This window comes from Aeromonas sp. V90_14 (assembly GCF_029967615.1).
Lineage (GTDB): Bacteria > Pseudomonadota > Gammaproteobacteria > Enterobacterales > Aeromonadaceae > Aeromonas > Aeromonas hydrophila.
Genome location: NZ_JASCAS010000003.1, coordinates 231952 through 246019 on the forward strand (window position 1 = coordinate 231952; position 14068 = coordinate 246019).

A 14068-nucleotide genomic window follows, 5' to 3' on the forward strand; every position below is an offset into this window, starting at 1 on the left:
GATGACCCCTTATTTCAGCGGAGAGTTTTTGCGATCGATGCCGTAGCGCTCGATCTCCTTGTAGGAGACCACGGTGGATTTGCCCTTCCTGGGGTCGACCAGGGTGACCCGGTCGGTACAGGAGTAGCAGGGATCCAGACTGCCGATGATGAGCGGCGCATCGGCCACGGTATTGCCGCGCAGCATGTAGCGCAGAGCAGGCCAGTTGGCGTAGGTGGCGGCGCGGCAGCGCCAGCGGAACAGCTTCTGGTTATCTCCGGTCATGCTCCAGTGCACGTTCTCGCCGCGGGGCGCTTCGGTAAAGCCCAGCGCAAACTTGCCCGGCTGGTAGGTGAACCCTTCGGTCAAAAGCGGCCCCTCCGGCAGGTGCTCAAGGCCGAACTCAATCATGTCGAGGGAGTCGTAGAGCTCGTGGATGCGCACCAGCACCCGGGATTGCACGTCGCAACCCGCCTTGGTCTGGATCTCCATCGGCAGCTCGCGGTAGCCGGCAAAGTCGTGGACCCGGCGTACGTCGCGCTTGAAGCCGCTCGCCCGCACCATGGGGCCGACGCAGCTGAAATCGCGGGCAATCTGCGGGTCGAGTTTGCCGATACCGATGAGGCGGGAGGAGATGTTGGCGGTATCCAGCAGCATGGCCACCAGGGGTTTGAGCTCATCACGGAGCTCGCGCACCAGCTGGGCACCCTTGATGCGATCTTCCTTGAAGATGTCGCGGCGCACCCCGCCAATCAGGTTGAGGCCGTAGGTCTTGCGCGCACCGGTCAGCAGCTCGGCCAGGGTCATGGATTTCTCCCGCACCCGGAAGAACTGCATGAAGCCGGTGTCGAAACCGGTGAAGTGGCTCGACAGGCCGATGTTGAGGATATGGCTGTGCAGGCGCTCCACCTCCAGCAGCACGGCGCGGATCATCTTGGCCCGCTCCGGCACCACAATACCCATGGCGTTCTCCACCGAGGTGGTGTAGGCGACGCTGTGGGTAAAGCCGCAGATGCCGCAGACCCGGTCGGTCAGAAACGCCACTTCGTTGTAGCCCATGCGGGTTTCCGCCAGCTTCTCCATGCCGCGATGGACATAGAAGAGGCGGTAGTCGGCATCGATGATGTCTTCGCCATCGACGAACAGACGAAAGTGGCCCGGTTCGTCCGAGGTGATGTGCAGCGGGCCGACCGGCACGATGCGGTTGGCATCACTGCCGAGCTCGTTGACGAAGGGGTAGGTCTCGGTGTCGGTGGTGGGCATCGGGCGTTGGCGATAATCCATGGCGTCTTTGCGCAGCGGATGGATATCTTCCGGCCAGTCGTCCGGCAGCACCAGACGACGTTCGTCCGGCAGGCCGATGGCGCGCAGGCCGTACATGTCGCGGATCTCCCGCTCGCCCCACACCGCCGCCGGAATGGTCGGGGTGATGGAGGGGTACTCCTGGGTATCGGCATCCACCAGCACCTTGACGGTGATCCAGCACTTGGTGTCGCCCTCCATGGAGAAGACGTGGTAGACGGCGAAGTGGCCGTTGAGGCTGCGCTCGTCATTGGCAAAGGAGAGGGGAAGCCAGCCCCCCAGCTGGTGGAAGATCAGGCTGGCCGTCTCGACCAGACTGGTGGGCTTGACGGTAATGGTGGCCTGATCGGCGGTTTGCCACTCCTCGTCGACGATGGCGTGGGGCAGTTGGGCTCGCACCTGCTGGATGTAGTCGCAGCCGATGCGATCCGAAATGGCGATGGTCATGCAGTTCTCACTTTAATGTTCGGGAATGAGCATTCACAAATGATGAAATCGGAAAAAGTTGCTGTGCTGGCGGGCATGATTCAGATCCCGACCAGATAGGCGAGCAGCGCCAGCAGGGCCAGCCCCAACCCGTAGCGGGTGAGCTTGTGGGTGTGCACGAACTGGGTACGGGCCATGGCGTTTTCGATGATGCCGGCCAGCAAAAAGGCCACCAGCAGCTTGCAGGCGAGGATCAGCGCCGCGCCGATGAGCGCAGGCAGACTCCAGTTGGCCGCCTTGCCGAAGGGCAGGAAAATCACCAGAAAGAGCTGCACCACCACCAGTTGCTTGAGGCCGATGGAGAGCTTGAGCAGGGCCAGGCCTGCACCGGAATACTCGGTAAGCGGCCCCTCCTGCAGCTCCTGTTCGGCTTCGGCGCAGTCAAAGGGCAGCTTGCCCATCTCGACAAACACCGCGAAGGCGCAGGCGGCGCCGGCCAGCAGGGTAGCAACCGGCGCGGCCAGCGGCTGGGTCGCCACATAACTGCTGATATTGCCCAGATCCGAGCTGCCCACCATCATCGCCATGATGAAGCAGGCGAGCACCAGAATGGGCTCCACCAGAATGCCGAGGGTCAGTTCGCGGCGGGCACCGATCCCTGCAAACATGCTGCCGCTATCCAGACCCGCCAGGGAGAAGAAGAAGCGGAAGATGGCGAACAGATAGATGTCGGTGATGAGATCCCCGGCGATGGGGAAGGGGGACTCGTGAGTCAGGGTCGGCAGCGCCATCCCTACCAGCAGCAGGGCGGCAATGAGCAGCGCAGGCATCAGGTTGAAGATGATGCCTGCAGGCTCCGGGGTCACCTCTTGGCGGCGCAGGAGCTTCCCGATATCCCGGTAATCCTGCAGTAGACCCGGTCCCTGACGGGAGTGCATCTTGGCCCGCAGCACCCGGTTGAAACCGGTGGCGAGCGGCGCCAGCGCCAGCATGGCGATGGCCTGGGTCAGGGCGAGGGCAACCATGCCCCAGCTCGGCATTTCAAGAACAGGCATATCAGACTCCTACAGCCATCAGGATAAAGAGCGCCAGCACAATGCCGTGCAGCAGCCAGCCGGTCGTCCCGCTGGCATCGCTCACTCCGTGCAGGGCGCTGGCCAGATCGAGCTGCGGCTGCTTGCGATAGAGCGGCGCGCAGAGTTGGCGCAAGGTGTGGGTGACACCGCCGGAGGTGAGACTCATGCGATCCTCATAGGTGTAACCACAGGCCCACGGGGTGCCTGCGTGACGACGACCCAGCTTGGGCCCCTTGAAGATGGCCAATACCAGCAGAGGAATGAGGAACAGCCCCAGCAAGGTGATGGCGATAACGGGCGGGGAGAGGATCGCCTGAGTGCTATCGAGCGGCAGCAGGGTGGCGCCAGTGGCCACGTTTATCTGGCCGCTTACCAAGGCTTGGCCATAGCTGGCGATATGGGGGGCAATCCAGGGGGCGCCCAGACCCAGCACCAGACAGACCGCGGCCAGCAGCAGGGTGCCTGCCACCATGGCACCCGGCACTTCGCGGGCGTGGCTCGCTTTCTCGCTGCGCGGTGCACCGCAGAAGCAGATGCCGTAGACCTTGACGAAACACATCACCGCCATGGCGCCGGTCACCGCCAGCATCACTACCGCGAGCGGCGCGACGACGGAAGTGCCGAGTTTGGTCATGGAAAGGAGCGACTGATAGATAAACCACTCGCTGACAAAGCCGTTCAGCGGCGGCAGCGCCGAGATGGCCATGGCACCGATCAGGAACGCCAGTGCGGTCCAGGGCATCAGCTTGGCCAGCCCCCCCATCTTGTCCATGTCGCGGGTGTGCAGGCGGAACATCACAGAGCCGGTACCCATAAAGAGCAGGCTCTTGAAGATGGCATGGTTGAGCAGGTGATAGAGGGCGCCGAGCAGCCCCAGCACCACCAGTGCAGGTTGCTGGTTGGCGATGCCGATCATGCCGATGCCCATCCCCATCAGGATGATGCCGATGTTCTCCACCGTGTGGTAGGCGAGCAGCCGCTTGAGGTCATGCTCGGCCAGCGCAAACAGCACCCCGAGCACCGCCGAACAGGCACCGAAGATCAGCACCACATAGCCCCACCAGAGCTGGCTGGCGCCGAGAAAATCGATGCTGACCCGCAAGATGCCAAAGAGACCCAGCTTCACCATGACGCCGGACATCAGCGCCGAGATATGGGAAGGGGCGACGGGCTCGGCCACCGGCAGCCAGCCGTGCAGTGGCACAAAACCGGCGCGCAGGCCAAAGCCGCAGAAGCTGAGCAGGAACACCAGGGAGGCCAATCCGCCCGCCAGATGGTGCTCGCGCAGCGCAGCGAACTCCAGCGAACCGCTTTCGCGGCAGAGCAGCCAGAAGGCGATCAGCACCAGCGCCATGCCGATATGGTTCATCACCAAGTAAAGCCGGCTCTGTTTGGCGGCCTCGGGGTTGGTCTTGACCAGCCAGTAGGTGGTGAGGGTCACCAGCTCGTAGCAGAGCAAGAAACCGAGCGCGTTGTCGGCCAGTACCATGCCCACCATGGCAAAGAGGAAGAGGTTCATCAGCGCGCCGATGGCCACATCCCCCTTGCCCTGATATTCGCGGATATAGGCAAAGGAGTAGAGGGCGACGGCAACACCGACGGTGCTAATCACCAGCAGCATCAGCGCGGCCAGCATGTCGAGATGAACCGAGCCCAGCAGCCAGAGCTGGCCGTCGACGGGCGCGCCTTGGGCAAAGATCTGGATGGCGGCGACCAGACCCGCGAGCGAGCCCAGCAGGGCAAAGCCGCTATTGAGGCGGTTGGCCAGTGCGGGCAGCTTTTGCAGCAGCAAACCGGCGGCAGCGCCCAGCAAAAAGAGCAGGAGCGTGGCCATAACAAGGGGGGACAACATCAGCGAACTCCCTCTGTGGTAGATAAATCGGATGCAGGGATCGCCGTGGCAGGCGCCGAGAAGGCAGAGGCCCCTTGCGGGTTGGTGTCGGCCGCTTGCTGGCGACGGATACGGGCGGCGCGTTCGGTGTCGCCGTCATTGACCAGCTTCAATGCCTGGGAGGGGCAGGCACCGACACAGGCCGGCCCTTCGGCACGAAATTCGCACAGGTCGCACTTGACGGCGATGCTGCGCACGCCCGGCTCCCAGCTCAGCAGATCCTCGCCAAAGCAGCGCAAGCCGGCGGAGGTGGAGGGGTTGCTGGAGCGGATGGAGCAGGGGATATAGGTGTCGTAACTGGTGGCCACGGCCACCGGACGGCTGCCGCCGCTTTGGATGGCGCCAAAGGGACAGGCCACGGCGCAGAGGTTGCAGCCGATGCAGAGCGACTCGTTGAGTTGCACGCAATCGCCGGTCTGGCGAATTGCCTCGACCGGGCACACCTTGCTGCAGGGGGCATCGTCACAGTGACGGCACTGAACCGGCATGGTCGCCTGCTCGTGTCGCATAACGGTTAAACGGGGGGCTTGTTGCAAACCTTGCGCCTTGTGTACCTCGCTGCAGGCCGCCATACAGGTGCCACAGCCGATACAAAGCTTGGGGTCAGCGATAACGAAGCGGTTCATAGCCTACCTTGTCGTGTCGCGAACGGAGAAAGTAGGGGCAGGTTGGCAAGATACGGGCCAGCTTGGTTTTGTCTGGTTGGATGAGTGTAAGTGTTTGTTTTTAAATGATGTTGAAAATCGAGCCGACGGGTGTCGAGGCCTTGTCCCACTGTCGATGCGTGACGTTCGTCACTTGTGACGAAGCCGCCGGGAGGGTTCGTCACCTTGGAAAATGCAGCATGAGTAGGGTGCAAAGAACGAAGTGAATTGCACCGCTATCAAAATATGTTCGTGGTGCACGGCGCTGCGCTTGTTGCACCCTACGGTGGGATGTCTGTGGGGGTCACCGTGGTTTTGCTCCCTTCTCCCCTAGTGGGAGAAGGGTTGGGGATGAGGGGGCGGCCATCGGGGTTAATGCCAAAAAAAGAGGGAGGCCAATGCCTCCCTCTCTCTTTAGCGCCACTCACGCCATCAGATATCCACCTGGGATCCCAGCTCGATGACCCTGTTGGGCGGGATCTCGAACTGATCCGGCGCGCGCAGGGCGTTGCGCTGCAGCAGCATAAAGAGCTTGCCGCGCAGGTAGAGATACCAGGGGCGCTCCTTCATGATCAGCGACTCATGGGCCATGAAGAAGGAGGTCTCCATCATCCGGCAGCTCAGCCCCTCGGCGTTGCAGCGGTGGAAGATCTCCTCCACGTTGGGGGTCTCGCGCCAGCCGTAGCTTGCCACCACCCGCCAGAAGGTGGGGGAGAGCTGCTCGATGCAGACCCGCCGTACGTTGTGGACGTAGGGCACCTCTTCCACCCGCAGGGTGAGCAGGATGATCCGCTCGTGCAGCACCTTGTTGTGCTTGAGGTTGTGCAAGAGGGCATGGGGGATCACATTGACCACCCGCGACATATAGACAGCCGTGCCGGCCACCCGGGTCGGCGGGGATTTTTCCAGCGAGGCGATCATCGGCTCCAGCGAGTTGCCGTGCTCGTTGAGGCGGCGAATAAGCTGAAAGCGCTCGCTCTTCCAGCTGGTCATCACGGTGAACATCACCGCCCCCAGGGTGAGCGGCAGCCAGCCGCCGGAGAAGATCTTGGCGAGGTTGGCGGCAAACAGCGGCACGTCGATTGCCAGCAGCGCGATAAACAGGGCGGCCACCAGGTACTTGTTCCAGTGCCAGCTGTGGCGAGCCACCGAGCAGGAGAGGATGGAGGTGAGCACCATGGTGCCGGTAACGGCGATGCCGTAGGCCGCCGCCAGATTGCTGGAGTGCTCGAAGCTCATGATGACGATCACCACCGAGATATAGAGCATCCAGTTGATGACTGGAATATAGATCTGGCCGGACTCCTGCTCGGAGGTGTGCACGATGCGGATGGGTGAGAGATAACCGAGCCGCACCGCCTGCCGGGTCAGCGAAAAGACCCCGGAGATAACAGCCTGCGAGGCGATCACCGTGGCCAGGGTCGCCAGCAGCAGCAGCGGCAGCAGCGCCCATTTAGGGGCGAGCAGGAAGAAGGGGTTGGTGATGGCCTCGGGATGGGCCAGCAGCAGCGCCCCCTGGCCGAAGTAGTTGAGCACCAAAGAGGGCAACACCACCATAAACCAGGCGCGCCGGATCGGGCTCTTGCCAAAATGGCCCATGTCGGCGTAGAGCGCCTCCACCCCTGTGATGGCCAGCACCACGGCGCCGAGAGCAAAGAAGGAGGCAGTCTGGTACTTGGCAAAAAAGCGCAGCGCCCAGACGGGGTTGAGCGCCCCCAGCACTTCGGGGTGCTGGAAGATGCTGTTCAGGCCCAGCACCGCCAGGGTGATGAACCAGGTGAGCATGATGGGGGCGAACAGCTTGCCCACGGTGGCGGTGCCGTGTTTCTGGATGGCGAACAACAGGGTCAGCACCAGCACCGAGAGCGGCACTATGTAAGGGTCGAGGGAGGGGGCGGCGATGTTCAAGCCCTCGATGGCCGACATCACCGACATGGCCGGGGTGATCACCACCTCGCCATAGAAGAAGCTGCCGCCAATCAGCCCCAGGATGATCAGCAAGGGGGTCCACTTGGCCGGGGTGTTGCGGGTGGCCAGCGACATCAGGGTGAGGATGCCCCCTTCGCCGGCGTTGTCGGCCCGCATCACGAAGGAGAGGTACTTGACCGAGACCACCAGGATCAGCAGCCAGAAGATCAGCGAGAGAAAGCCCAGGATGGAGGCGGGCTCTACCCCGAAACCGAACTGGCCGGAGAGGCACTCGCGCAGGGTATAGAGCGGGCTGGTGCCGATGTCGCCATAGACCACGCCGATCGCCGCCAGCGTAACGCCGGACAGGGCTTGTTTGTGATTACCGTTCATGAAGTTGTCTGTCAGTTTGATGGTGACGATTGGCCAGCACGGGCCGCCCCCGTCTATCGGGCGTGCGGCAGGTGCCGCAGGAACGCATTAATGGATTGCGATGGGAAAGGGAGCTAACTGGATATAAAGAGGCTCATCATGGGACACAGTCTGTTCATCTGCCGTTAAGGGTATAATGACACACCCGTCGTGGGTTTATGCTCAGGTATAAATAATCAAAAAGGGGTGGCTAACGAAATTATTAATTGGCCACTGATTGAAATACCCCGTCCAGACCCTGGCAAGTGATTGTTTTAGCTGGCTATCCATTTTTGCCAGCGTTTTGCATCAAGCTGGCTAAGAAATAAACGATAAAATGCTGACCAATAATGGATGACGAGGTGGGTAAAGAGATTGGGGGGGTGGCAATAGAGTCTTTTATTTGGGCGATAGGAAAGTAGGTGCAATGAACTAAGTAAATTGCACCACTAAATATGCTCCACGTTATGGTTGTTTCTATTCAAGTTCCATAGACTTCAATGAAGTTATTTTCAACTATGAATTTTTCTATTTCAGAGAAGAGTTCCTGACTGCTCAACGCACTTAGATTTTTGCAAAAACTTTCTACACTTTCTGAGAATGAAATCCCCATTCTTGGATTGAATAGCTCAATTTTGTTTATTTTGTATGGTTTTTTCGAAAAGTGATTTAGAGTTAGATAAGTAAGTACTTGTCTGACATCTATAGAACTGAAACTGCGTTCCCCTGACTTTATCTCAACTAAAGTATCACCGAACAAAAAATCACCAACGGACTCATTGATAAAACCACAACCATCAAACACTGGGTCAATGATCAATGTGAAATCATCATCGATAAATCGTTTATGGCGGTCCATATATCTTGAATATATCATTCTGAATAGTTGAAGTGTTTGCCTTTTTTCAATGTCAGATAAAGGTAGGGCACATTCATTCCCATAACTGAACCTTGACAAATATTCAATGGATTTATTTTGCATCTGAATAAATTCATTGCTTTCAAAGAATGATGGTCTATTATAATTTTCAAATCTTAGTTTGTTTTCATTTGCATGTCTAAAGATATTAAAAAATAATACATTGACTAGTGCTGTATTATTTTTCCTGTCAGCTGGAGAAAAAGGCTCATAAATTGCCTGTAATAAACCACTATTTATTAATCTAACATAATTCTTAGAGTTAGGTAGTGTTTCATTCCAAAATGAAGTATATTTTTTTGAAAATGTAGCCTCAGAAATCATAGGGCTTCCTCCAAGTTTCTGCTAGTTTTTCTTAACGCCCCCCAATCACTGTATAGTTCATCAATAAAGTTGAATTTTCCTTTGTTATGAGTGCGCCAATGTTTACCTTCATCACCCAATAAGTAAGATGTGACAATAAAAAGCCTTCTTTGCCATGGTGTCATTGTTGGGAATGTTCGTCTTAGTTCTGATAGCCAGTAGTGTGTATTCCATTTGGCCATGGCTTGAGTTATTGCAAGAGTGATTAGAATGCTATCTGGATTGGACTTATATATTTCAGTTAATATTGTTTGGCTTTCAACACTATTTTCCTTAGCAAAAACCTTCACGGTATAGGCAAGATTGAGTTCTGTTTTTAAAATAAATGAATCAGTTTTAATCAACTCAATAAGTTTTGAGCGTATTTTAGTTTGAGTATCTAAATTGAAACGAACCCAGTTGGTGGCTGTTACTTGCATAATAGTGTTAAAGATAGGATATAGCTCAGCAACGCCATCAAAAATCACATTAAATGCATTGGATAATACTTGGTCATTAGTTGCAGCAAAAGCTCTAACAAGTTGCTTACTAAACGGTTGGTTTATTTTTGATTTTTGTAATTCATTACTTAACATACCTAATAAGTCAAAATCTTGAAGGGACTCTTTAACTTTATCATATTGTTCATATGCATTTTCTGAATAAGGATCAAATCTTATCGGAAGACTCATGAATTTAGCCTTCATAGATGAACCCTCATCTTCATCTAGTCCTTGCAGTTTTGTATTTGTCAACGATGTGAATTCATCTTTAGATAAAATGTTTGTTTTATGTTTTTGAAGAGTAAGGCCTTCATTCTCCATTAATTTTCGACTAATTAAAGTAAGAATTGAATGGGCCTCTTCTTTGGTTCTACAAAAAATCAAGAAATCATCTACGTATCTTTTATATCTGATGCCGCTAATCAATAATATATGGTCTAATGAATCTAGGGCAAGTTCAGCCAATATTCTTGCCGCAGGTCCTCCCACTGGAAGTCCATAAGAGTTTGTGCCAGAAAAAGTTTGAATCAATTTTTTTATTTTTGATGAAACATCTTTCTGAGGATCTATTCTATCTAATGCATTTTCTAAACGATGGTGATAAATTCTTGTATAAAAATCTGCAATGTCACACGTTAATACATAGTTTATAGATGTGTCACTTTTTGCAAGTTCAAGACTGTCCTCTTGAAACTTCCGCCAGTTAACATCCTTATTAAATATTGACCCCTTGTTAAAGTCTGGTGAGTACCGATATGAATAGACATTTTCATTAGTAACTCTATTTTTTTCAATCTCATTGCTAACAAAAAGAACTAAACCTAGAAAATATGCATTCCAATATGGGTCTATTTGTGTTGCCCACCTATAACCATTATAGCCAACTGTCGAACATGTGCTGATATTTACGGGTGGGCACTCATTTAATCTGTCGTGGAAATGACAATGTGTTTCCTCAAGAGAGGTGATCATATCACTATATATGTCAGAAAAAACTCTTGTTTCATAAGGAAATGGGAAAATATCTGTATCGCCAAATTTTATTATATTTTTTAATGCAAGGGCAAAGGATGATTTTAAATCACCATCTGTATAACAAAATGTTTCAGGGGATTTTTTTTGTGTCATGAAATATTCCTTTTATTTTGATGCAAAAATATTGGTTATTTAGTGTTAACGACAAACGTGAGACTAGAGATGATTTGTAGTCTTTTTTAATTTTTTCATTTTAAACCCCTTATCCCTTTCCCTATGCAGCTAGGTTACCAACTGGCTCATGTTAACCGGAGGAGTAAAAAACAAAAGGGGAGGTGGTTGAAAATCTGTTCTAGTTCAACAAATTTACCAATAATGAACTTGTGTTTGTTCTGTTATGGATTAGTACAGCTTGTCTGACCAATAACAATATGTTACTGAGTTGATCTGCTTCTACGTTATGTGCCCACTATTTTGGGCGTTTTGTATGGCTGATCTCCCTAGCTTTCATCCCTCCGCTTGTTTTAGGCATGAGTAGGCTCCTTGTTCCGAGTGCCTCTTATCCTAATGTAATGTTGTTGGGGCAGAGAATGACAAATCAGTGTCGACCTCGTCACTTTTGTCATGTCGATCAGAAGGCCGGCCCCTTCGTCACCCTCGTCAGTTGCGACTAATACCGCCTTTATCATCAAGATTATCTCTTTATTTTCATTGGCTTGTGATTTTATGACGGGCCATCTGCCCGTGTTGGTCTGATAAATGCTTTGTGGGGGCAGACCGCGTTGTCGCCTGCCAGGTGGGTGAGGGCGGTCGGGTGTAACGAACCATTTAGGATCCCTCTCTATGAACAGCTTCGTGATTGCAGATCCCAGTCTCTGTATTGGGTGTCGTACCTGTGAGGTGGCCTGCGCCGTTTCACACCAGTCAGGGTCCTGCAGCGGGACCCTTGAGCGGGAGGGCGGTCTGCATCTTGCCATCGAGGATGGACATCTGGTCTCCAAGGACAGCCATTTTCAGCCGCGCCTGAAGGTGATCGTGGGCAGCAAGGTGACCACGCCGGTGCTCTGCCGCCAGTGTGAAGACAAGCCCTGTGCCATGGCCTGCCCCAACAACGCCATCGTCAGCGAGGATGGCTGCATCAAGGTGTTGCAGGCGCGCTGCATCGGCTGCAAGTCTTGCGTGGTGGCTTGTCCTTACGGCGCCATGGCGGTGGTGGTGAAAGAGGTGGCCCCCACGGCCGATTCGCTCTTCAAGCGGCCGCAGACCAAGGCGCAGGCGCTCAAGTGCGATCTCTGCCAGCACCGCGAGGCGGGCCCGGCCTGTGTCGAAGTGTGCCCGACCCAGGCGCTGCGGCTGGTCACGCCGGCGCATCTTGACACCCTGAACCGGCAGAAGCAGCTGGCCAGTGCCGAGGCCCTGCTGGCGATGCCGGCGCGGGTGTGAGCGGGCTTGCCGAGCCGTTTTTCGTTAACAAACAAGAGTGTGAGTCATGAAAAAAGTCATTACCGTGTGCCCCTATTGCGGCACCGGTTGCAAAATCAACCTGCTGGTTGAAAACGACAAGGTGGTGGGGGCCGCAGGCGCCAACGGCCGGACCAACGAGGGGCAGCTCTGCCTCAAGGGCTATTACGGTTGGGATTTCCTGAACGACACCAACCTGCTGACCCCCCGTCTCAAGAGCCCGATGATCCGCCGCGAGCGCGGTGGCAAGCTCGAAGCCGTCTCCTGGGATGAAGCCATCGAGTTCGCCAGCAGCCGCCTCTCTGCCATCAAGGCGAAATATGGCCCGGACGCCATCATGACCACCGGCTCTGCCCGTGGCCCCGGCAATGAAGCCAACTATGTGATGCAGAAATTTGCCCGTGCGGTGCTGGGGACGAACAACGTCGACCACTGCGCGAGGGTGTGACACGCACCCTCAGTCTCCGGTCTGGAGACAACTGTAGGCAACGGCGCCATGAGCAACGCCATTCCCGAAATTCAAGAGACCAAGTGCCTGCTGGTGTTTGGTTACAACGCTGCTGACTCTCACCCCATCGTCGCCCGCCATATCCTCAAGGCGAAGGCAAACGGGGCCAAGGTGATTGTGTGTGATCCCCGCATGGTGGAGACCGCCCGCATCGCCGATCAGTGGCTGCCGCTCAAAAACGGTTCCAACATGGCGCTGGTCAACGCCTTCGCCAACGTGTTGATCAATGAAGGGCTCTACAACAAGGCATTTGTCGCCAACTACACCGAAGGGTTCGAGACCTTCAAGGCGACGGTGGCCAAGTACACCCCGGAATACGTGGAGGGGATCACCGGCCTCAAGGCTGCCGATATCCGCGCCGCCATTCGCACCTATGCCGCATCGCCTGCGTCCATGATCCTGTGGGGCATGGGGGTGACCCAGTACGGTCAGGCGGTGGATGTGGTCAAGGGGCTGGCGGGGATTGCGCTGCTGACCGGCAACTTCGGTCGCCGTGGCACCGGCTGCGGGCCGGTACGCGGCCAGAACAACGTGCAGGGCACCTGCGACATGGGGATGCTGCCTCACCAGTTCCCGGGTTATCAGTCGGTGAGCGACCCCGCCATCAGCGCCAAGTTTGCCAAGGCGTGGGGCGTGGAGTCACTCTCCCAGAAACCCGGCTATCGCCTGACCGAGCTTGGCCACAAGGTGGAGGAGGGCAAGTGCAAGGCCTTCTATATCTTTGGTGAAGATCCGGCCCAGACCGAGGCCGATCTCGGTCAGTTCCGCCGTACCTTGGGCGGCATGGAGCTGGTGATCGTGCAGGATATCTTCATGACCCAGACGGCCGAGATGGCCGACGTCATTCTGCCCGCCACCAGTTGGGGTGAGCACGAGGGGGTCTACAGCTCGGCGGATCGCGGCTTCCAGCGCTTCTACAAGGCGGTGACGCCGCCGGACAACGTGAAGCCCGACTGGGCCATCTTCTCGCTGATGGCCACCGCCATGGGGTATCCCATGGAGTATCGCGACACCGAGCAGATCTGGGACGAGCTGCGCGGACTCTGCCCGCTCTACGCCGGGGTCAGCTATGACAAGATGGCCGATCTCAAGAGCGTGCAGTGGCCCTGTCCGACCGAGGATCACCCGGGCACCAGCACCCTGTTCGAGGGGAATGTGTTTACCACCCCGAGCGGCAAGGGCCAGCTGATCGCCTCCGAGTGGCGGCCGCCGCTGGAGCAGCCCTGTGCCGAGTATCCGCTGGTGCTCTCCACCGTGCGCGAAGTCGGTCACTACTCCTGCCGCTCCATGACCGGCAACTGCTCGGCGCTGCAGACCCTGGCCGATGAGCCTGGCTATGTGCAGATCCACCCGAGCGATGCCAAGAAGCTCGGGGTGAAGGATCAGGCGCTGGTCTGGATCTCGTCGCGCCGTGGCAAGGTGATCACCCGGGCCAACTACAACGAGCGGGTCAACGCCGGGGTAGTCTACATGACCTACCAGTGGTGGATCGGGGCCTGCAACGAGCTCACCATCGAGCACGTGGACCCCGTCTCCTACACGCCGGAGTACAAGTACTGCGCAGTGAAAATTGAGCGTATCGAGGATCAGCCAGGGGCGGAAGTGTACGTCCAGACTGAATACAGCGCGCTCAAGGCGAAATTGCGCAGCGCCGCCAAAGGGTAATCGTCGTTAATAAAGTGGATCCAGGCTCTGTATACAGGGCCCGGATCCGCTCATCCTT

9 protein-coding genes are annotated in these 14068 nt (G+C 56.0%); 2 read left to right on the top strand and 7 right to left on the bottom strand.

The features are described 5' to 3' along the window. Positions 1-9: 9 nt before the first annotated feature. The 7 genes from QLG02_RS04675 to QLG02_RS04705 all read right to left on the bottom strand — a co-directional run bounded on the left by QLG02_RS04675 (position 10) and on the right by QLG02_RS04705 (position 10529). Entirely contained in the window at positions 10-1728 is a 1719-nt protein-coding gene (locus QLG02_RS04675) for a hydrogenase large subunit (protein ID WP_226031825.1), read from the bottom strand. An 80-nt stretch (positions 1729-1808) separates the two neighbouring features. After that, positions 1809-2762: an NADH-quinone oxidoreductase subunit H gene (locus tag QLG02_RS04680; RefSeq protein WP_282464632.1), complete on the bottom strand. Its 954-nt coding sequence runs from the start codon at positions 2760-2762 to the stop codon at positions 1809-1811. A gap of 1 nt (position 2763) precedes the next feature. Then, positions 2764-4635: a hydrogenase 4 subunit B gene (gene hyfB, locus QLG02_RS04685; protein WP_282464633.1), complete on the bottom strand. Its 1872-nt coding sequence runs from the start codon at positions 4633-4635 to the stop codon at positions 2764-2766. Then, positions 4635-5300 carry a 4Fe-4S dicluster domain-containing protein gene (locus tag QLG02_RS04690; protein ID WP_282464634.1) on the bottom strand — a complete coding sequence of 222 codons (666 nt, stop codon included), beginning with the start codon at positions 5298-5300 and terminating at the stop codon, positions 4635-4637. Before QLG02_RS04690 ends, hyfB begins: the two co-directional genes overlap by 1 nt. Positions 5301-5750: 450 nt before the next feature. Continuing rightward, the gene (gene kup, locus QLG02_RS04695; protein WP_010633733.1) at positions 5751-7619 is read right to left on the bottom strand and encodes a low affinity potassium transporter Kup; all 1869 of its coding nucleotides are present in this window, start codon (positions 7617-7619) and stop codon (positions 5751-5753) included. 499 nt (positions 7620-8118) lie between these two features. Further along, positions 8119-8880, bottom strand: coding sequence for a hypothetical protein (locus QLG02_RS04700; RefSeq protein WP_282464635.1), 762 nt, complete (start codon positions 8878-8880; stop codon positions 8119-8121). After that, on the bottom strand, positions 8877-10529 hold the full coding sequence (locus tag QLG02_RS04705; protein ID WP_282464636.1) for an RNA-directed DNA polymerase: 1653 nt from the start codon (positions 10527-10529) through the stop codon (positions 8877-8879). The genes QLG02_RS04700 and QLG02_RS04705 overlap by 4 nt, the downstream gene beginning before the upstream one ends. 690 nt (positions 10530-11219) lie before the next feature. Here QLG02_RS04705 and QLG02_RS04710 point away from each other — a divergent pair. Both QLG02_RS04710 and fdhF read left to right on the top strand, forming a co-directional pair. Next, complete coding sequence (locus QLG02_RS04710; protein WP_282464637.1) at positions 11220-11819, top strand: 4Fe-4S dicluster domain-containing protein; 600 nt, start codon at positions 11220-11222, stop codon at positions 11817-11819. A gap of 46 nt (positions 11820-11865) precedes the next feature. Beyond that, positions 11866-14010 carry a formate dehydrogenase subunit alpha gene (gene fdhF, locus QLG02_RS04715; RefSeq protein WP_282464638.1) on the top strand — a complete coding sequence of 715 codons (2145 nt, stop codon included), beginning with the start codon at positions 11866-11868 and terminating at the stop codon, positions 14008-14010. Positions 14011-14068: the final 58 nt, after the last annotated feature.